General features: G+C 70.4%; 20 protein-coding genes. 13 read left to right on the forward strand and 7 right to left on the reverse strand.

The genetic code is table 11. From position 1 onward, the window contains the following. Positions 1–30 precede the first annotated feature (30 nt). The 5 genes from HDA39_RS06010 to HDA39_RS06030 all read left to right on the forward strand — a co-directional run bounded on the left by HDA39_RS06010 (position 31) and on the right by HDA39_RS06030 (position 5,128). Positions 31–855, forward strand: coding sequence for a GNAT family N-acetyltransferase (locus HDA39_RS06010; protein ID WP_184794244.1), 825 nt, complete (start codon positions 31–33; stop codon positions 853–855). 82 nt (positions 856–937) lie between these two features. Next, positions 938–2,260, forward strand: a complete 1,323-nt coding sequence (locus tag HDA39_RS06015; protein WP_184794245.1) for a M14 family zinc carboxypeptidase — start codon at positions 938–940, stop codon at positions 2,258–2,260. A gap of 27 nt (positions 2,261–2,287) precedes the next feature. Continuing rightward, complete coding sequence (locus HDA39_RS06020) at positions 2,288–2,659, forward strand: DoxX family protein (RefSeq protein ID WP_184794246.1); 372 nt, start codon at positions 2,288–2,290, stop codon at positions 2,657–2,659. Positions 2,660–2,758: 99 nt separating this feature from the next. Further along, entirely contained in the window at positions 2,759–4,522 is a 1,764-nt protein-coding gene (locus HDA39_RS06025; RefSeq protein WP_184794247.1) for a proline--tRNA ligase, read from the forward strand. Between the two features lie 126 nt (positions 4,523–4,648). Beyond that, on the forward strand, positions 4,649–5,128 hold the full coding sequence (locus tag HDA39_RS06030; protein ID WP_337925643.1) for an HIT family protein: 480 nt from the start codon (positions 4,649–4,651) through the stop codon (positions 5,126–5,128). A gap of 11 nt (positions 5,129–5,139) precedes the next feature. Here HDA39_RS06030 and HDA39_RS06035 read toward each other — a convergent pair whose 3' ends face one another. Beyond that, positions 5,140–5,943 carry a GNAT family protein gene (locus HDA39_RS06035; protein WP_184794249.1) on the reverse strand — a complete coding sequence of 268 codons (804 nt, stop codon included), beginning with the start codon at positions 5,941–5,943 and terminating at the stop codon, positions 5,140–5,142. Positions 5,944–6,094: 151 nt separating this feature from the next. Here HDA39_RS06035 and HDA39_RS06040 point away from each other — a divergent pair, with 151 nt between their 5' ends. Continuing rightward, complete coding sequence (locus HDA39_RS06040) at positions 6,095–7,447, forward strand: FAD-binding oxidoreductase (protein WP_184794250.1); 1,353 nt, start codon at positions 6,095–6,097, stop codon at positions 7,445–7,447. Positions 7,448–7,533: 86 nt separating this feature from the next. On the opposite strand, the gene HDA39_RS06045 is transcribed toward HDA39_RS06040, so the two are convergent. Continuing rightward, positions 7,534–8,886 carry an RNA polymerase sigma factor gene (locus HDA39_RS06045; protein WP_337925644.1) on the reverse strand — a complete coding sequence of 451 codons (1,353 nt, stop codon included), beginning with the start codon at positions 8,884–8,886 and terminating at the stop codon, positions 7,534–7,536. After that, a complete protein-coding gene (locus HDA39_RS06050) occupies positions 8,879–9,268 on the reverse strand; it encodes a YciI family protein (RefSeq protein WP_184794251.1) in 390 nt (129 codons plus the stop codon). Before HDA39_RS06050 ends, HDA39_RS06045 begins: the two co-directional genes overlap by 8 nt. A 123-nt stretch (positions 9,269–9,391) precedes the next feature. Between HDA39_RS06050 and HDA39_RS06055 the strand changes: the two genes are divergently transcribed. From HDA39_RS06055 to HDA39_RS06070, 4 genes are all read left to right on the forward strand, one after another. Beyond that, positions 9,392–10,165, forward strand: coding sequence for a TSUP family transporter (locus HDA39_RS06055; RefSeq protein ID WP_184794252.1), 774 nt, complete (start codon positions 9,392–9,394; stop codon positions 10,163–10,165). A 58-nt stretch (positions 10,166–10,223) separates the two neighbouring features. After that, positions 10,224–10,736, forward strand: a complete 513-nt coding sequence (locus HDA39_RS06060) for a hypothetical protein (protein ID WP_184794253.1) — start codon at positions 10,224–10,226, stop codon at positions 10,734–10,736. Between the two features lie 2 nt (positions 10,737–10,738). After that, on the forward strand, positions 10,739–11,491 hold the full coding sequence (locus HDA39_RS06065) for a class I SAM-dependent methyltransferase (protein WP_184794254.1): 753 nt from the start codon (positions 10,739–10,741) through the stop codon (positions 11,489–11,491). Positions 11,492–11,572: 81 nt separating this feature from the next. Continuing rightward, positions 11,573–12,079, forward strand: a complete 507-nt coding sequence (locus HDA39_RS06070; RefSeq protein WP_184794255.1) for a hypothetical protein — start codon at positions 11,573–11,575, stop codon at positions 12,077–12,079. Between the two features lie 22 nt (positions 12,080–12,101). On the opposite strand, the gene HDA39_RS06075 is transcribed toward HDA39_RS06070, so the two are convergent. The 4 genes from HDA39_RS06075 to HDA39_RS06090 are packed head-to-tail and all read right to left on the reverse strand — an operon-like array spanning position 12,102 to position 15,153. Further along, positions 12,102–13,220 (reverse strand): cytochrome P450, encoded by a 1,119-nt coding sequence (locus tag HDA39_RS06075; protein WP_184794256.1) that lies wholly within the window; start codon positions 13,218–13,220, stop codon positions 12,102–12,104. Positions 13,221–13,262: 42 nt separating this feature from the next. Then, positions 13,263–13,964, reverse strand: a complete 702-nt coding sequence (locus HDA39_RS06080) for an MBL fold metallo-hydrolase (RefSeq protein WP_184794257.1) — start codon at positions 13,962–13,964, stop codon at positions 13,263–13,265. Between the two features lie 2 nt (positions 13,965–13,966). After that, a complete protein-coding gene (locus HDA39_RS06085) occupies positions 13,967–14,665 on the reverse strand; it encodes a DsbA family oxidoreductase (protein ID WP_184794258.1) in 699 nt (232 codons plus the stop codon). Next, positions 14,662–15,153, reverse strand: coding sequence for a TIGR03618 family F420-dependent PPOX class oxidoreductase (locus tag HDA39_RS06090; protein WP_184794259.1), 492 nt, complete (start codon positions 15,151–15,153; stop codon positions 14,662–14,664). The genes HDA39_RS06085 and HDA39_RS06090 overlap by 4 nt, the downstream gene beginning before the upstream one ends. 211 nt (positions 15,154–15,364) lie before the next feature. On the opposite strand from HDA39_RS06090, the gene priA reads away from it, so the two are divergent. The 3 genes from priA to HDA39_RS06105 are packed head-to-tail and all read left to right on the forward strand — an operon-like array spanning position 15,365 to position 19,598. Then, complete coding sequence (priA, locus tag HDA39_RS06095; protein WP_184794260.1) at positions 15,365–16,102, forward strand: bifunctional 1-(5-phosphoribosyl)-5-((5-phosphoribosylamino)methylideneamino)imidazole-4-carboxamide isomerase/phosphoribosylanthranilate isomerase PriA; 738 nt, start codon at positions 15,365–15,367, stop codon at positions 16,100–16,102. After that, positions 16,099–18,402, forward strand: coding sequence for an HAD-IB family hydrolase (locus HDA39_RS06100; RefSeq protein WP_184794261.1), 2,304 nt, complete (start codon positions 16,099–16,101; stop codon positions 18,400–18,402). The genes priA and HDA39_RS06100 overlap by 4 nt, the downstream gene beginning before the upstream one ends. Then, complete coding sequence (locus HDA39_RS06105; RefSeq protein WP_184794262.1) at positions 18,399–19,598, forward strand: zinc-dependent alcohol dehydrogenase; 1,200 nt, start codon at positions 18,399–18,401, stop codon at positions 19,596–19,598. The genes HDA39_RS06100 and HDA39_RS06105 overlap by 4 nt, the downstream gene beginning before the upstream one ends. Positions 19,599–19,637 lie beyond the last annotated feature (39 nt).

Below are 19,637 nucleotides of genomic sequence, written 5' to 3' on the forward strand. Positions count from 1 at the left end.
AGAACGTCCACAATCAGCTAGGTTCTCCGCGTGGGCGTACGGGTTCTGGGTCCTCGCGACCTCTCAGCGGCGAGGGCCGTCATCGCTCGCGACCCTGTCGTGAACGTGTTCGTGGACAGCCTCGTGCAGGCGTCCGGGCTCGATCCGCGCCGCGGGGCGGAGGTCTGGGGATACGTCGAGAAGGGCGTACTCGAGTCGCTGTGCCATGCCGGCGGCAACATGGTTCCGGTCGGCGCCGGAGAGGCCGCGTTGCGCGCCTTCGCGGCGTACGCGCTGCGTCGGGGGCGCACCTGTTTCCAGATCCTCGGACCGGCCGTCGCCGTCGACCAGTTGTGGACGGCGCTCGAACCGCACTGGGGCCCGGCGCGCGAGATCCGTGGCGAGCAGCCGTTCATGGTGATCGACGGACCGCCGCAGGTCGAGCCCGATCCGCTGGTCCGCGCGGTCGAACCGGTCGACCTCGGGATCCTCTACCCGGCCTGCGTCGCGATGTACACCGAGGAGGTCGGCGTCCCGCCGCAGACCGGACCCGACGGCACCTTCTACCGGTCGCGCGTGGCCGAGCTGATCCGCGCCGGGCGCGCGTTCGCGCGGATCGAGGACGGCAAGGTCGTGTTCAAGGCCGAGGTCGGTTCGGTCGGCTCGGGCGTCTGTCAGATCCAGGGTGTCTGGGTCGATCCGGAGCGGCGTGGTCAGGGACTGGCCGCGCCCGGGATGGCCGCCGTGGTCGAGCTGGCCCGGCAGATCGCGCCGGTGGTGACGCTGTACGTGAACGCGTTCAACACGCCCGCGCGGGCGGCGTACGAGCGGGTCGGCTTCCGGACCGTCGAGACCTTCGCGACCATCCTGTTCTGAGGCTGAGCGCTCGCTGTGATGGTACGGCGACCGCGGGTGAGGTTTGCTGTTCCGAACCGCCCCGCCCCGCGGAAGGAACCCCATGCGGAAAATCACTGTCCCCCTGGCCTGCCTGGCACTCGCCGCCGCTGCCGTCGTCGTCGCCCCTTCGGGCAGCGCCGCCCCACCGGTCGCCGCTCCTGAGCCGGCGTACTACTCGCTCAAGCTCCCGGCCGGTACGACGGTCGCCGGGCTGATCCGCGACGGGTACGACATCAGTCACGGCCACGGCTCCCGCCCGGTCGTCGTCGCGACGCCTTCCGAGGTGTCGCAGTTGCGTGAGCGTGGCGTCGAGCTCGGCAAGATCGGTGACGTCTACCAGCCGCTCCCGCGGGGCGTCGATGCCGCCGGCACGTTCTACGGCGGCTATCACACGTCGACCGGGCACGAGGAGCACAACGCGGCCGTCGCGTCGGCGCACCCGGACCTGGTGAAGCTGTACGACATCGGCGACTCGTGGAAGAAGACGAAGGGCCAGGGTGGTCACGACATCCAGGCGCTGTGCATCACCAAGCTCGCGGCCGGCGACTGCGCGTTGAGCAGTACGGGCAAGAAGCCGAAGTTCGTGCTGCACGCGCAGATCCACGCGCGGGAACTGTCGACCGGCGAGCTGGCGTACAAGTGGATCGACCTGCTGGTGTCGTCGTACGGCAAGGACGCGGAGATCACGTCGTTGATGGACACGCGGGAGCTGTGGGTGGTGCCGATGGCCAACCCGGACGGCGTCGACGTCGTGGCGTCGTCGCCGAGCCGGCCGGTGATGCAGCGCAAGAACGTGAACAACACCACTGGCGGTTGCCCGGCCGCGGCGGCCGGGATCGACCTGAACCGGAACTCGAGCTTCCAGTGGGATCCGCAGGAGGGTGGGCCGTGCGACGAGACCTACCCGGGGACGAAGGCGGTGTCCGAGCCGGAGACCGTTGCTGTTCAGGGGCTGCTGGACAAGCTGTTCCGCGACACCAAGGGGGACGTCGGATCGCCGGCCGCTGCTGACACGACCGGGGTGTTCCTGACACTGCACAGTTACGGCAACGACATCCTGGCGCCGTACGGGTACACCAACACGGCCGCGCCGAACCGGGCGGCGTTGGTTGCTCTGGGCAATAAGATGGGTGCGTTCAACGGGTATCCGGTGTCGACCGGGGACGGTGGGGTCGGGTACTTCGCGCCGGGCGCGACCGACGACTGGCTGTACGGGACGCGCGGCGTGCCGTCGTACACGTTCGAGGTCGGGGCCGGGTCGGGGAGCTGCAGCGGGTTCTTCCCGGCGTACTCGTGCATGGACTCGACGTTCTGGCCGAAGAACAAGGGCGCGTTCCTGTACGCCGCGAAGGCGGCGGCCACGCCGTACGGCACGCTGCCGTAATGTACTCGTAGGTAATAAGGTGTGCCCATGAGTCGACGGAGCAGGAGCACCACGGGGCTGGCGGGCATGTTCGCGGTGATGGGCGTGCTGCACTTCGTCAAGCCGAAACCGTTCGAACGGATCGTCCCGAAGGCGTTGCCGGCCAAGAAGGAGCTGGTCTACGCCTCCGGGGTGGCCGAACTGGCCTGCGCCGCGGGGCTGCTCCACCCGCGGACGCGGCGGGCGGCCGGGCTGGCCAGCGTGGCGCTGCTGGCGGCGGTGTTCCCGGCCAACGTGCAGATGGCGCTCGACGTGAACCGGAAGGGATCCGGGCGCGCCAAGGCGATCGCCTTCGGGCGGCTGCCGCTGCAGATCCCGCTCATCCGGGCGGCGCTGAAGGCGTCCCGCGAAGTGGGCTGAGACCCGCCTGGGGATAACTGGTCGGACGGAATGCGGGAGACGGATATCCTCCTTGGTGTCCGAAGTTTCTGTCCTACTGGTTCTTGCCTGGAGATTCCCGTGATTCTGCGTATGTCGTCGTTGTTCCTCCGCACCCTTCGCGAGGACCCGGCGGACGCGGAGGTCCCGAGCCACAAGCTGCTCGTCCGCGCCGGCTACATCCGCCGTACCGCGCCCGGGATCTACACCTGGCTGCCGCTGGGCCTGCGGGTGCTGCGCAACGTCGAGAAGATCGTCCGCGACGAGATGAACGCGATCGGCGCGCAGGAACTGGTCTTCCCGGCGCTGCTGCCGCGCGAGCCCTACGAGGCGACCGGCCGCTGGACCGAGTACGGGCCGAACCTGTTCCGGCTGAAGGACCGCAAGGGCGCCGACATGCTGCTCGGGCCGACGCACGAGGAGATGTTCACCCTGGTGGTGAAGGACCTCTACTCGTCGTACAAGGACCTGCCGCTGTCGATCTACCAGATCCAGAACAAGTACCGCGACGAGGCGCGGCCGCGGGCCGGCGTGCTGCGCGGGCGTGAGTTCGTGATGAAGGACTCCTACTCCTTCGACATCGACCAGGCCGGGCTGCAGGCGTCGTACGAGCTGCACCGCAAGGCGTACATCGCGATCTTCGACCGGCTCGGCTTCGACTACGTGATCGTGCAGGCGATGTCCGGCGCGATGGGTGGGTCGGCCTCGGAGGAGTTCCTGGCGATCGCGGAGAACGGCGAGGACACCTTCGTCCGCTCCCCGGGTGGGTACGCGGCCAACGTCGAGGCCGTCGTCGTGCCGCAGACCGCCGCGGTGGACTTCGCCGGCGTACCGGCGTCCGAGGTGGTCGACACCCCGGACACGCCGACCATCGACACGCTCGTCGACGCGCTGAACGCGAAGCACGCGCGCACCGACGGCCGGGAGTGGACGGCCGCGGACACGTTGAAGAACGTGCTGGTGATGCTGGTGCACCCGGACGGGACGCGCGAGCCGCTGGCGATCGGCGTACCGGGAGACCGGGCGATCGACGAGAAGCGCCTCGGCGCGCAGGTCGAGCCGGCCGAGGTGGCCGCGTTCGAGGACGGCGACTTCGCCAAGAACCCGGCGCTGGCCAAGGGGTACATCGGCCCGGGCGTGCTCGGCCAGGAGAACAGCTCCGGCATCCGGTACCTGCTCGACCCGCGGGTCGGCGAGGGCTCGGCGTGGGTCACCGGCGCGGACAAGTCCGGGTACCACGTGATCAACCTGGTGCACGGCCGCGACTTCACCGCCGACGGCACGATCCAGGCCGCCGAGGTGCGCGACGGCGACGACGCGCCGGACGGTTCGGGTCCGCTGTCGGCCGCCCGCGGGATCGAGATGGGACACATCTTCCAGCTCGGCCAGAAGTACGCCGACGCGCTCGACCTCAAGGTGCTCGACCAGAACGGCAAGCTCGTCACGGTCACGATGGGCTCGTACGGCGTCGGCGTCACCCGCGCCGTCGCCGCGATCGCCGAGGGCAACCACGACGAGCTCGGCCTGATCTGGCCGCGCGAGATCTCGCCCGCCGACGTCCACCTGGTCGCCACCGGCAAGGACGCCGAGGTCTTCACCAAGGCCGCCGAGATCGCCGCCGAGCTGGAGGCCCAGGGCCTCACGGTGCTGTACGACGACCGCGAGAAGGTGTCGCCGGGCGTGAAGTTCAAGGACGCCGAACTGCTCGGCGTCCCCACCATCGCCGTGGTCGGCAAGGGCCTCGCCGACGGCACCATCGAGGTCAAGGACCGCCGCTCGGGCGAACGCACCGACGTCCCGGTCGCGGAGGTCGTCGCCCACCTGGTCGCGGCTGTCCGCAGCTAGTTTGTTTCACTCGTCAGAAGCCCCCTCGCTGAAGCCGGCGAGGGGCTTCTGTGCTTTCCAGGGAAGGAGCCCGATGGTTGCCCAGCCGGTGTTGCCCGTGGGCTCGCGGTCTCGGGCGTGAACCTGGTGCCGACTCCCGTCGGCCAGCCGACTCCCGTCGGCCAGCCGACTCCCGTCGGCCAGCCGGCCGACGATGTCTGCACCTTCTGCGCGATCGCCACGGGTCGTCTTCCGGCGCGGGTGGTGTACGAGGACGACTCCGCGATCGCGTTCCTCGACATCCGGCCGCTGCGCCGCGGGCACACGCTGGTCGTGCCGCGCGTCCACGTGGTCGACCTGGCTGCTGAGGGCGCCGGCGAGGCCGTCGCCGCGGTCGGTCCCGCTCTGCAGCGGACGACCCGGCTCCTCCTCGAGCGCTTGCCTGCTGACGGGGTGAGCCTCCTCCAGGCCAACCGAGCTGCTGCTGGGCAGGAGGTGTTTCACCTGCACTTCCATCTCGTCCCGCGGTGGACGGGTGATCGCCGGCTGAACGACTGGACCTCTGATACAGAAGCCGGCGGTGCGCTGGACGACTTGCATGACCAGCTGACGGAGCCGCGCGTCTGATCGGTGCTGCGTCAGGGGCGGACCCAGACGGTCCAGCGTTCTAGGCGGTGGTAGGTGAGGCGTTGGTAGACGGGCTGGCCGGCGTCGCTGGCGATGAGGGTCGCCGGTTGGGTTGGATGATGGGTGGTGGCGGCCCAGGTGATGGCGGCGCCGGCGCCTCGGCCTCGGGCTTGGGGGAGGACGGCGACGTTCTCGACGACGGTGAGGCCGTGGGCGGTGTGGGCTACTGAGGTAGCGAGCGGGGTGGTGCCGTCGTACGCCACCCAGGCGCTCGTGTCGTCGGCGAGGAAGCTCGGGGAGTAGAGGGAACCGGGTTCGTACGGCTGGAGTTCGGGGAGTGGGTAGCCCTCGATGAGGACTCGTTCGGCGTCGGCGAGGGTGGGATCGTCGGTGACCTGGCGGATCTCGAGGTCGGTGGTCGGCGGGGTGATCGGCGTACCGGGGAAGCGCATCATCAGCGGGGGATGGCCTGCGAGGGCCAGGCCGTACGGCGTGAGGTCGCCGGTCGGCCAGGCGCTGACGTACAGGTACGGGACGGTGCGGGGGAGTTCGCGGTCGATGGATGCGATCACTTCGGCGGGGTCGACCGGTTGTTTCGGGACGATCCAGTTGGTGATCGGGCCGCGGTCGCCGAGGATGCCGCCGGCCCAGGTGTCGCCGTCGTACCAGGGACGGTCGGCCCGCCGGGCGGCCGCGACGGCCCAGGACGCGTGGGCGAGGACCGCCTGGCGGACGAATGAATCGTCGGCGGGGACCTCCGGCTCCCAGCCGGTCGTGAGGTGTTCGTCCTCCGGCGGCAGGATCGATGAGCTCATGCGGATCATCTCCTCGACAGACGTCGATTCACTGTCGCACGAAAATATCCGGAGATTTCTCTGCGAGTGATGTCGAGGATCGTCGGGTCGCTGCGATCAGGGGGTGCGGCATCCATCACGGGGTGCCCGGGGACTGAATGGGTGGGACACCATGACGGGAAGTTCGGCAGCGCGGTCCGGGGTCGACGGGCTGCGGGCGGCGGTGCAAGGCGAGGTGCTCACGGACCTCGATGCGGCGTACGAGGTGGCGGGGAAGACGTTCAACGTGCAGGGGTATCCGGCGGTGGTCGTGCGGTGTGCGGGTGCCGAGGACATTGCGGCGGCGCTGCGGTACGCCGGGGAGCATCAGCTGCCGGTGGCGGTGCGGAGCGGCGGGCATCATCCGGCCGGGTTCGGGACGAACGACGGGGGACTGGTGATCGATGTCGGCCTCCTGGACGAGGTGTCGGTGCTGCCGGATCGGCGGACGGTTCGGATCGGGACCGGGGCAACCTGGGGACGAGTGGCCAAGGAGCTGGGGAGTTCGGGGCTGGCGATCTCGTCGGGTGACACGGCTGCGGTGGGGGTCGGCGGGTTGCTCGGTGGCGGTGGGATCGGATGGATGGTGCGGCGCCTCGGGCTGGCGCTCGACAGCGTGGTCGGGGCCGAGGTGGTGACCGCCGATGGAGTCGCTCGCCGGGTGGATGCGGTGAACGAGCCGGAGCTGTTCTGGGGTGTTCGGGGTTCCGCTGGGAGCCTGGGCGTCGTCACGTCGTACGACGTGGTGGCGGTGGAGCAGCCGACGGTGCTGTTCGGGAGTCTGTTGTTCCCGTGGACGCAGCTCGAGCAGGTGGTGACCGGCTGGGCCGCGTATCTGGCGGATGCGCCGGTGGAGTTGTCCTCGTCGGTGCAGCTCCCGCCGACGATGGTCGCCGACCGGCAGGCGCCGATCGCCGTGATGGTGTGCGTCTCGGGTGATCTCGCGCAGGCCGAGCAGTTGCTCGCGCCGCTGCGGGCTCTCGGCACGGTGCTCACCGACACCGTGGCGGAGATCCCGTACGGCGACATCCTGACCACCGAGCAGATGCCGCCGGGCTGGACGCTGCGGATGCGGAACGGGCTGTTCAACCGGTGGGCGCCTGAGCTGGTGGAGACGCTGGCCGAGGCCCGTCGGCGGATGCCGGCGATGGCGGTGGACGTTCGGGCGCTCGGGGGTGCGTACGGCGCGGTCGGTGCGGACGCGGCGGCGTTCGCGCATCGCGGGGCGCGGTTCATGGTGAACGCGGTTCTGCTCGGCACGACTGAGATGTACGGCGGTCAGGTCGACGAGTTCGAGGAGCTCTGGAAGGGGCTGGCGCCGGAGCGTGCGTACGGGAACTTCCTGTCGCATCCGACGGCGGACGACCTCGACCGGTGCTTCCCGAAGTCCCATCGGGACCGGCTGGCGGCGTTGAAGGACGCGGTGGATCCGCAGGGGGTTTTCGGTACGGCGCTGACGGTGCCGCCGACCGAGCGCAGCGCCTGACTGACGCGTTGTTCGACCACTGACGCGATGTATCGGGCCAGTCGCCGAACAAGGGAGCAGTCGTCGAACAGCGCGGTGGTCAAGGCCTAGGTGGGTGATTCAGGGGGGAGGTGGGTGAGGCGGTCGCGGAGGTAGTTCTGCTCGGCGGTGTTGCGGGTGCGGTCGAGGGCGGCCTCGTACTGGGCGCGGGCGTCGTCGTACCGGCCGGCGAGTTCGTGGAGGTGGGCGAGGACCGACAGGCGGCGGTGGTGGTCGCCGAGGTGGCGGTCGTCGGCGAGGGCGTCGACGATCGCGATCCCGGCGTCCGGGCCGTCGGTCATTGCGACCGCCACGGCCTGACCGAGGCGGACCATCGGGCCGGGGTCGATCTCGGCGAGGATGCGGTAGAGGCCGGCGATCTGTTCCCAGTCGGTCGATTCGACCGAGTCGGCCTCGCTGTGGACGGCCGCGATTGCTGCTTCCAGTTGGTACGGGCCGACGCGGCCGGACTGCAGGGTTGCCTCGATGAGGGTGGTGCCTTCGGCGATCTCCGAGGTGTACCAACGGGTGCGGTCCTGGCGGTCGGCCGGGACGAGGTCGCCGCCGGGGCCGGTCCGGGCGTCGCGGCGTGCGTGGGTGAGGACCATCAGCGCCAGCAGCCCGGCGACCTCGCCTGTTGGCGCAGCGGGGTGGCGCTGGGCCGGGGGAGCGTCGGCGGGGTCGCGGTCAGAGGCGACGGACTGGTGGAGCATGCGGGTGATGCGAAGCGCTTCGGCGGCCAGGTCGAGGCGTTGCAGGTCCTGGCCGGAGCTGGCGGTGTGGCCTTCGTTGAAGATCAGGTAGAGGACGTGCAGGACGGCGCGCAGGCGTTCGTCGTACTCGTCGCCGGTCGGTAGTTCGAACCTGGCGCCGGCCTCCTTGATCAGGCGCTTGGCGCGGCTGATGCGCTGGGCGACCGTCGACTCCGGGACCAGCAAAGCGGCGGCGACCTCGGCGGTGGTCAGGCCGCCGACCGAGCGGAGGGTCAGTGCGATCTGTGAGGCCGCGCTGAGGGTTGGGTGGCAGCAGAGGATCAGCAGGCGGAGGGTGTCGTCGGTGTCCTCGGTCTCGGCGACGACTGGGGTGCGCAGGAAGTCGGTGAGCTCGCGCTGCCTCCGGGCGTTGTCGCGGCGCCAGCCGTCCATCAGCCGACGGGAAGCGACGCTGATCAACCAACCAACCGGTTGTACGGGTACGCCTTGCTCGCGCCACTGCGCGGACGCCGCGAGCAGCGCCTCCTGGACGGCGTCCTCGCACTGGTCGAACACGCCGTACCGCCGCACCAGCGTCGCCAACGCCTTCGGCGCCCCAGCCCGAATCGCCGCCTCGAGCTCCCCATCAGGTGCGACCGCTCCGGCGGAGTGGGTCGCATCGCGCGCGGTGTCGGGATCTCCGGGAATCACAGGTACCGGATCACTCACCCGGGTCCAGCTGCGCCAGGCCCGCTTCGTCCAGGTCGCGGATCGGGCGGACCTCGATGCGCTGGACGGCGGCGTACGGGACGTCGGCGGCGATCTCCAGGGCGCGGTCGATCGACGGGACCTCGACGACCAGAGCACCGGCGAGGAACTCCTTGGTCTCCAGGAACGGGCGGTCCGAGATCACCGGTGTACCGGCGACGGTCTGCACGGTCTTGGACTCCGACGGCAGCTCCAGCGCGAGGATCTGCACCAGCTCGCCCGCGGAGCGCAGCCGGCCGATGCGGTCGACCAGGTCGTCGCCGCCGATCAGCGCGCGGCGCTGCTCGGCGGTCAGGCCCTCCAGGGCCTCGGGATTGTTGTGGATCAGCAGCAAGAACTTCACCACCCCATTGTCGCGATCCAGGCGGTCCACGTCCGCTGGTTTCTGTGGAGCCGGTCACGTAAGGGTTCACCGGTACTACGTCCTGACCTGATCATGGAACCGTGAGTGCATTCCGGGGGCGTTGTGCCTGATATCTCCCTGTGGACGATCGTGTTCCTGGTGGTCGCGGCCTTCTCGGCCGGATGGATCGACGCGGTGGTCGGCGGCGGCGGGCTGATCCAGCTCCCCGCGATGCTGCTCGGCCTGCCGAACGCGTCGCCCGCGCAGATCCTGTCGACCAACAAGATCTCCTCGCTGTGCGGTACGGCGACCAGCGCGGTCACGTTCGGGGTGAAGGTCCGCCCGGACCGCCGGACCGTGATCCCGTTGACGATCCTGGCCGGCCTCGGCGCGGCCGGCGGGGCACTGGTCGCGACGAAGATCCCGATGAGCTGGTTCAAGCCGATCGTGCTCGTGCTGCTGATCGGCGTCGCGATCTACACCGCGCTGAAACCGTCCCTCGGCGCCCGCACCGCGCTCAGGTGGGACGGCCGGCGCCACTACGTCGCCGCCGGCGCGGTCGGCCTGCTGATCGGCTTCTACGACGGCGCGGTCGGGCCCGGGACCGGTTCGTTCCTGATCTTCGCGCTGGTCGGCCTGCTCGGCTACAACTTCCTCCGCGCCAGCGCGAAGGCGAAGATCGCGAACGTCGCCACGAACCTCGGCGCGATCGCCGTGTTCGCCGCGCACGGCGCCCCGCTGTGGGGCCTAGGCCTGACGATGGGCGCCGCCAACATGGTCGGCGGCCTGCTCGGAGCCCGTACGGCGGTCGCCCGCGGTAGCAAGTTCGTCCGGGTCGTCTTCCTGGTCGTGGTCAGCGCCCTGATCCTCCGCCTCGGCTACGACATCTTTGCCTGAAGCAACCATCCGCGGGCGGCGCCGCCGGACCGGCTCCGGATGGACTACCGTCTCCGGCATGAAGGTCCTGTACGACGGCCCGGTGCACGTCTCCTACTTCCAGATCTACGTGATGTCCGGCGGGACGTTCGCGAGCGACCCGGCGGAGTCGAACCACGGCCAGGCCAACGGACTCTGCGGCGCCGCGCTGCCGGGAACCCTGTTCCTGACCACCGGCCTGCACACCGGGCAGACCCACTTCACCCTCGAGCTGTACGCCGACCAGCCGCCCCTCGACGACACCTGGGAGGAGATCGTCGAGGCGTCCTTCCGCCCGGTCGAGGACGAGATCGCGCTGGTCGAGTGGGCCGGCGAAGCGGTCCACCTCCTCGACCTGCCGATCGGCGACTACCGCGTCCGCTACTGCGCGACCGGAATGGACGCGGCCGCGGCGGCCGACACGGTGAAGGACGACGAGGCGCCGATCGACCGCTACCTGCTCCAGTTCTGGCCGGCCGCGCCGCAGCCCGACGCGATCCTCAAGCAGACCGCGGAAGTCGCCGAGTACTGGCACCACGCCTGGAAGGACTAGCCATGGTCGATTACGACGACCGCCTGCACAGCGTCTACGCCGCCGGCCGGGCCATCGGCCAGGAGACCATCGACGCCTGGATGCACGCGTTCGCCGAAGTCGTCCCACCGCAGCGCCCGCTGACGGTCCTCGACCTCGGCTCGGGGACCGGCCGCTTCACGGGAGCGCTGGCCGAGACGTTCGGCGGACCGGCGTACGGCGTGGAGCCGTCGGCCCGGATGCGCGAGCAGGCGCCGGCGCATCCCGGCGTGACCTACCTCGAAGGATCCGCCGAGGCGATCCCGATGCCGGACGCGTCGTGCGATGTGGCGCTGCTGTACTTGTCCTTCCACCACTTCACCGACCAGCAGCAGGCGTTCCACGAACTGCATCGCGTCCTGAGGCCCGGCGGCGTCGTGCTGCTGCGCAGCCAGTTCGCCGACCGGATGCCGGACCTGCCCTGGTACCGGTACTTCCCGTCGGCCCGAGCGGTCGACGCCGCGATGTACCGGACGGTCGAGGAGACCGAGCGGCTGGCGCGGGCGGCGAACCTCGTTCCGGACGACGAGGTGCGCGTGGTCGAGGCCGAGCGGCAGCGCACCCTCGAGACGCTGTACGAGCGGATGAGCACGCGGGCGCTGTCGACGTTCGAGCACCTGCCGGCCGACGAGATGGACGCCGGCTTCGAGCAGTTCCGCCGCGATGCCGTAGCGGATCCGGACCGGCCGACACCGGTGATCCCGGCAACGGTGATGGTGCTCCGCCGGGTCGCCTGACGCTCCCGAACCCGGCCGGGCACCTTGCCCGTTCGTGCAGATCCTCTACTGCGTGTCCGTCCGGCGACCTAGGGTCGCGACATGACGACGATCTTCGACGGGCGGATGGGCCTGACGTTCGGCCAGATCTACCTGATGACCGGTGGGGTGGACTGGCCCGATTTCGACGACTCCCGCCGGGGCCAGGTCAACGGCCTGCTCGGCGCCGCCCAGCCCGGCCGGTTGCTGCTGACGACCGGCCTGCACAGCGGCGAAGTAGGGCTCCGGGTCGAGCGGCTGGACGAGGAGCCCGTGCTCGACGACACCTGGGAGGAGATCGTCGAGGTGTCCTTCGAGCCCGCGGGCCCGGCGCTGCTGCTGCACGGTCTCGACTCGAGCCAGTTCGTGAAGACCGAGCTGCCGGTCGTGAGCTACCGGGCTCGCTACTGCGCCGCCGACATGGACAAGGGCAAGGAGATCGACGTGGTCAGCGACGACGAGCCGGTCGTCGACCGCTACCTGCTCCAGCTCTGGCCGGCCGCCCCGGCGCCGGACGTGATCCGCAAGCAGACCTCGGCCACCGCGTCGTACTGGCACCAAGAGCACTGACAGCACCAAGCGCTAGGGAGCCCTAGACGTCCCAGTGCGCCTTCACCGCTGAAGGCTTGCGGAAGACCAGCCCACGCGGCGGAGGCGACGACGGCGCGAGCCGCAACCCCGGCAACGCCAACGCGGCCCGCAGCGCGGTGAGCGCCTCGAGCCGGGCCAGGTGCATGCCGAGGCAGATGTGCGGACCACTGGCCCAGGCCAGGTGCCGCCGGGCGTTCGTACGCCGTACGTCGAACTCGTCCGGCGACGCGAAGACCGAAGGATCGCGACCGGCGCCGGCCAGCGAGACGACGACCAGGTCCCCTCGACGGATCGAGCAGCCGGCGAGCTCGATGTCCTCGGTCGCGTACCGGTCGACCACAGCGGCCGCGGGCTCCAGCCGCAACGACTCCTCCAGCGCGTTGGGCAGCAACGACGGGTCGGCCAGCACCTGGTCGAGCTGCGCGCGAGAAGTCAGCAGGTGCCACAGGCAGTTGGTGATCATGCCCTCGGTGGTCTCGATGCCGCCGAACATCAGTACCGCCGCGTTCGCCACCACCTCGTCCACGCCGAGCCCGGCGTGCGCCGCCTCGGCGACCAGCGAGTCCGACGACTCGATGCCGGAGGCAACATGTGCGTGCAGCCGCCCGAACGCCTCGGCCCCGGCCGCGGTCACCCGCCGCCCGGCCGCGACGCCGGTCACCGAGTCCGAGATCGCCTCGTACCAGCCGAGCACGGTCGAGGCCGACGCCGGCGGCAGCCCGAGCGAGTAGGCCACCACCGCGACGGAGAGCGGACCGGCGAGAGTGCGCCGCAGGTCCGCCGCGCCGTCCTGGACAAAGGCCTCGACCAGCGACGAAACCGTCTCGTTCACCGGCTCGGTGAACCGGGCGCGCGTCTCCGCCAGCCCGAAGGCGTGCTCGAACGGCGCCCGGTGCGCCGAGTGCGCCGTACCGTCCAGCGACAGCATCGACGGCCCGACCACCTGCGCCGTCGAGAACCGCGGATCGTCGACGGTGAACACCGTGGGATCCCGCAGCACCCGCACGGCCAGCTCGCGCCCACTGACCACCCACCCGTCGAGCGCGTCCATCCACCCGACCGGTCGCACCGCCGCCAGCGCCGCGTGCGGGGACTCTTCCAACTCCGCCAAGGTCACCATCGGCCTCGATCGTACGACGGCCCTGACCTCGACTCGTTCGGATCACCAGCCGCGACGCCGCCAGTCCGGCAGGGAAGGAGCCTCGGCGGCGATCGTCGTCGACGGTCCGTGGCCGGGATGGATCGAGGTAGTGGGGGCGTAGCCGGTGAGAAGGGTCTCGACCGAGGTCATGATCGTGGGGAAGTCGGACAGCGGCCACCCGGTCAGGCCCGGGCCACCGGGAAACAGGGTGTCGCCGGTGAGCAGGTGGCCGGGCATCGCGAGGGTGATGCCGTCGGGGGAGTGGCCGGGGGTGTGCCGTACGTGGAGGGTGAGCTCGCCGGCTGTGACGAGCTCACCGTCGGCCAGCTCGTGATCGATCCGGCCGGTCCAGAGCTCGCGGTCCGGGTCGAGCTGGATCCTCCCGCTGGGCAGCAGGTCCGCGGTCGCCGTACCGGCATCCCAGTGGCCGGTCGCCCGAGCCTGCTGTAGCTCGTGGGCCCAAACCTCAGCGGCGGCCCGGTGAGCGAGCACCGGAGCGTCGACCAGTTGCGCGAGCAGCGGCAGAGCGAGGTGGTGGTCCCAATGAGCGTGGGTCAGCACGATCGCGCGGATCCTGAGGTCCTGGACGGCGGCGGCCAGTCGCTCCGGTTCGTCGCCGGGGTCGACCAGCACCGCGTCCGAACCGTCGCTCGCGTGAACCACCCAGGTGTTGGTCGCCAGGGCACCCGTGACGATTCTGCGCAGTACGACGCCGTGGTCCACGGTCAGTTCCCGGCGGCGCGGACCAGGAGATCGGCGAAGACCTCCGGGCGGTCGTGGTCGACGACCGGGTAGCCCGCTGCCCAGGGGCCTTCCCAGTGAACGGTGATCCCCGGATTGTGTTCGGCCGAGCCGTCGGGGAGGAACAAGTGCGGGCTGCCGGTGATCTCGTCGCCCTGGCTGACGGCGAAGTCGTCCATCACGGCACGGCGGAAGGTGCCGTCGTCCAGGTCCGTGGTCAGCCGGGCGTGATCGAGGTCGAGGCCGGTCGCGAGGTCCAGCACGACCGCACGATGGCTGATCGATCGGCTGTGCAGCCAGAAGCCGATCCGCAGGGCCCGGTCGAGCTGCTCGCCGGCGGACAGGCTCTGCGCCTTCGCCGCCAGGACGGCCTCGGCGGCGAGCAGCACCGTGTGGGGGTAGAGGTCGTCGGCCGCGGACCAGACCCGGAAGCCCGCCGCCGGTTCGATCTGGCCGAGGCCGACCGCTTCGGTGTCGGTTCCCCGGCGCGGGTGCGGTCCGTCGAAGAGCTCGAGCGGGAAGACGTGGTGGTCGAACCGGACCACGTCGTCGAGCCCGAGCTCGGTGCGGGTCCGCCACAACCGGTGGACGGCGACGTGGGCGAACGGGCAGAGCAGGTCGGACCAGATCTGGATCGTGCGCGGCGCGGTCGCGGGCCGGGCCGAGGTGCTCGTGGTGGTCATCCGTGCTCCTGGTGCTCGGTGCCGCGCGGATTGGTGCCGAACCGCCGGGGAGTCACGAGTACGGCGGTCCGCCGATCGCGCGCCATCTCCCGGTCGTACTCGTCGAGGTCGTCGTGGCGGCCGCCCGCGGCGTGGTAGATGTCGCGCAGCAGCCGGCGCAGGGCCTCGCTGTCCACTCCGTCGAGAGGGTCGTCCGGTCCGGCCAGCTCGGCCTCGCCCGCGACGGAGACCCACTCCCAGCCGGCCCGGAAGACCAGGGTGGCGCGCGGGTCCCGGCGCAGGTTCCGCTGCTTCGCGGTGTTGCCTCGGGCAACGAATGCGACGACCGGGCGGCCGGTCACCGGATGCGGGAGGAGGCCGGCGTTCACCAGGCTGGTCGCCGGTTCCACCGACGCGCGCAGCGTCACCAGGACGGCGAGCCAGTGCTCGGCGGACCCATAGGCCCGGACCAGCTCCAGTCCTTCGGCGGTCGTTTCGGATCGTGTCATCAGCTCTCCTCGGCGGAATCGGACCATGGTCCGCTCTCAGGGAAGGAGAATATCCGGACCGCGGTCCGAATTGTCAAGACAGGGCTTCGCGATCGCCGGAACGAGCTGATACCACTCGGCGTACTGGTATTGCTGAGACAGATCGGATCTCAACGACTCAGCGGGGCAGCGGGTTACGAAACCAGAACCTTGGGCATCTAGGGTGTGGGCCATGTCTGAGAACCTGGTGCTGCTGCCTGCCGTCGACGTGGCGGACGGGCAGGCGGTTCGGCTGGTGCAGGGCGCGGCCGGCAGCGAGACCTCGTACGGCGACCCGCTGTCCGCCGCGCTGGCGTGGCAGGAGGCCGGCGCCGACTGGATCCACCTGGTCGACCTCGACGCCGCGTTCGGTCGCGGCAGCAACCGCGAACTGCTCGCCGACGTCACCGGCAAGCTCGACGTCCAGGTGGAGCTGTCCGGCGGGATCCGCGACGACGACTCCCTGGAAGCGGCGCTGGCCACCGGCGCCCGCCGGGTCAACATCGGCACGGCCGCGCTGGAGAACCCGGAGTGGTGCGACCGGATCATCGCGCAGTACGGCGACCGCGTCGCGATCGGCCTGGACGTCCGTGGCCGGACGCTGGCCGCGCGCGGCTGGACCAAGGAGGGCGGCGACCTCTACGAGGTGCTCGACCGCCTGGAGAAGGCCGGCTGCGAGCGGTACGTCGTCACCGACGTGACCAAGGACGGCATGCTCCAGGGCCCGAACCTGGACCTCTACCGCGACCTGTGCGCGCGCACCGACCGGCCGATCGTCGCCTCCGGCGGCGTCTCGAGCCTGGACGACCTGAAAGCACTGAGCACGCTCGTGAAGGACGGCGTCGAGGGCGTCATCGTCGGCAAGGCCCTGTACGCCGGCGCGTTCACCCTGACCGAGGCACTCGAACTCACCCGTGGAGGCGACAAGTGAGGCTTGCCGACAAGCTGGACGGCAAGAAGGTCCTGGTCACCGGTGTGACCGGGTTCGTCGGTGAGGCACTGCTGCACCGCATGATCGGCGATCTGCCGGGCACGACCGTGGTCGCGATCATCCGGCCGAAGGGCTCGCTCAAGGGCACCGACCGGATGGCGCAGCTGCTGCGTAAGGACATCTTCAAGCCGTTCTACGGCGAGGGCACCCCGTACGCCGACGCCGAGGCGCTGACCGCGGCCCGGGTCCAGGTCGTCGAGGGCGATCTGTCCGACGTCCCGGAACTGCCGACCGATCTCGACATCGTCGTGCACTGCGCCGGCGACGTCAGCTTCGACCCGCCGATCCACGAGGCGTTCACCACCAACGTGCTCGGCACCAAGAGCCTGCTCGAGCGGATCGACGAGAGCCGGGCCGCCGACGGCCACTCGATCCACTACGTGCACATCTCCACGGCGTACACGGCCGGCCGTCGGCGGGGTGCGATCCCGGAGGCCCCGGTCGAGCACACCGTCGACTGGCGCAGCGAGGCCGCGGCCGGGATGGAGATGAAGTCCCGGATCGAGGGCATGTCGCGCTCGGCCGCGATGCTGACCAAGTTCCGCAAGGACTCCGAGAAGCTGCACCGCCGCGCCGGTCACCTGACCGCCGCCGCCGACACCGAGCGGCGCCGCAACGAGTGGGTTGCGAAGAAGCTGGTCGAGACCGGCACCGAGCGGGCCCGCAGCCTCGGCTGGACCGACTGCTACACCTTCACCAAGGCACTCGGCGAGCGTGTGGTCGAGGAGTTCGCCGCCAAGCTGCCGACCTCGATCGTCCGGCCGGCCATCATCGAGTCCGCGGTGCAGAGCCCGCACCCGGGCTGGATCGAGGGCTTCAAGATGGCCGAGCCGCTGATCCTGGCCTACGGCCGCGGCGAGCTGCCCGAGTTCCCGGCCAGCCCCGACTCCGTCGTCGAGATCATCCCGGTCGACCACGTCGTCGGCGCGATCTGCGCGGTGATGGCGACCGAGCCCGAGCTGAGCAAGCCGGAGTACTACCACGTCAGCTCCGGCGCCCGGAACCCGCTGACCTTCGAGCAGCTGTACGCCGGCGTGCGTGCCTACTTCTCCAAGCACCCCTTCGACCTGGGCGAGCGCGGCGCGGTCCGGCTGCCGGTCTGGAAGTTCCCCGGCGGCGACTCGGTCGAATCCATGCTGCGCTACGGCGAGAAGGCGCACACGATCGCCGACAAGATCATCACCACGGTTCCGCGCAGCGAGCGGGTCCGCAAGTACGCGCGCGAGCTCGACGTGCAGAAGCGCCGGCTCGACTTCCTGCGCCGCTACATGGACCTGTACTCCGAGTACGCGCAGGCCGAGCTGCAGTTCATCGACGACAACGTGCTCGCCCTGCACAACGCCCTCGAGGGTGACGACCAGGAGAAGTTCGCCTGCGACACCTCGGTCGTCGACTGGCAGTACTACTTGCAGGAACTGCACTGCCCGAGCGTGACCGAGTCGATGCGCCGGCTGGACGTCGTACGGAAGAAGCGCAACAAGGCGCTGGCCGAGAACGCCGGCGTCCTGAAGAAGGTCCAGCCGTCGGAGGACGCCGAGATCATCGCGGCCTTCGACATGGACGGCACGCTGCTGTCGTCGAACGTGATCGAGACCTACCTGTGGATGCGGCTGCCCGAGCTGGACAGCCACCAGCGGGTCGGCGAGCTCGGCGCGATGCTGCGCAAGCTGCCGAAGCTGATCTCGGCCGAGCGCAAGGACCGCGGCACGTTCCTGCGGACCATCTACCGCCGGTACGAGGGCGCCGACCTGGAAGAGCTGAACCAGATCGTCGACGAGGTGCTCGCCGAGCACGTGCTGGAGCGACTCAGCGGTGACGCCGTCCGGCGGATCCGCGAGCACCGCGCGGCCGGGCACAAGACGATCCTGATCACCGGCGCGGTCCGGCCGCTGACCCGGCCGCTCGAGCCGCTGTTCGACGAGATCGTCGCGGCCGAGCTGGCCGTCGACGACCGCGGCCGCTGCACCGGGTACCTGTCCGGCCCGCCGCTGGTCGGCGAGTCCCGGGCGGCCTGGATCAAGCACCGCGCCCGCGGGACGAACATCGACCTGTCCAAGTCGTACGCCTACGCCGACAGCCACTCCGACCTGCCGATGCTGGCCGCCGTCGGCAACCCGGTCGCGGTCTCGCCGGACGTCTCGCTGTTCCGGGCCGCCCGGGCCGCGCGCTGGCAGATCGTGGACTGGAAGACACCCACCACTTCCTCCCGACTGGAGATCCCTGGGGTGAACGCCCGATGATGCTCGCCCTCGAGATGTACCGCTCGCCGGCCAAGTTCCTGGCGGCCAAGGCGGTCGGCAGCCGGATCCCCGGCGTGCTCACCGGCCCGGCCGCGCCGCTGCGCCTCGTCACGATCAACGAGCCGAAGGCCGACCGCGACGGCTGGGCCCGGATCCGGCCGATCCTGTCGGGTATCTGCGGCTCCGACCTCGGCATGGTCACCGGTCACACCAAGCTGTACTTCTCGGCGCTGGTGTCGATGCCGTTCGTGCCCGGTCACGAGATCGTCGGCGAGCTGCTGGAGGACTGCGAGGACCTGCCCAAGGGCACCCGCGTGGTGATGGACTCCGTGCTCACCTGTGCCGCCCGTGGCGTCGAGCCGTGCGAGAGCTGCGTCGCGGGTCGTACCAACCGCTGCGACCGGATCACCGTCGGCCACGTCGCGCCGGGTCTGCAGACCGGCTTCTGCCAGGACACCGGCGGTGGCTGGGGCAACGTGATGGTCGCCCACCGCAGCCAGCTGTACGCCGTACCGGACGGTCTGTCGGACGAGCGCGCCGTCCTGACCGAGCCGCTCGCGGGTGCGGTGCACACCGCCCTGCGCGCCAAGGTCGAGCCGGGGCAGTCGGTCCTGGTCAGCGGAGCCGGAGCGGTCGGGCTGTTCGCGACCCTCGCGCTGCGCGAGCTGACGCAGGCCGGCCGGATCACGGTCGTCGCCAAGCATCCCAAGCAGCGTGAGCTGGCGAAGGCCTTCGGCGCGAGCGACGTGGTCGCGCCCGACGAGGTCTTCCGCGGCGTACGCCGGGCAACGGGCGCCTTCCGGCTCAAGCCGGAGCTGAACGCCAAGGAGTTCCTGCTCGGCGGCGTCGACATCGCCGTCGACGCGGTCGGCAGCAAGGACTCGATCGACACCGTGCTGCGGGTCACCAAGGCCGGTGGCCGGGTGGTCCTGGCCGGGATGCCGTCGACGGGTGCGGACCTGTCGCCGGTGTGGTTCCGCGAGCTGGAGCTGACCGGCACGTACGCGTCCTCGCGGGAGGAGCCGAACGACCGGCCCGCCTTCGAGACCGCGCTGGAGATCGCCGCGAAGGCGCCGCTGGACGGCGTGGTCGGCGCGCGGTACCCGCTCTACCGGTGGCGTGAGGCGTTGGACCACGCCCAGTCCGCCGGCCGCCTGGGCACCGTGAAGGTGGCCTTCGATGTGAGGGCCTCATGACGGCTCCGCTGCTGAACGTACGACGAGAGAGGTTCTGAC

The organism is Kribbella italica (assembly GCF_014205135.1).
Taxonomy (GTDB): Bacteria; Actinomycetota; Actinomycetes; order Propionibacteriales; family Kribbellaceae; genus Kribbella; species Kribbella italica.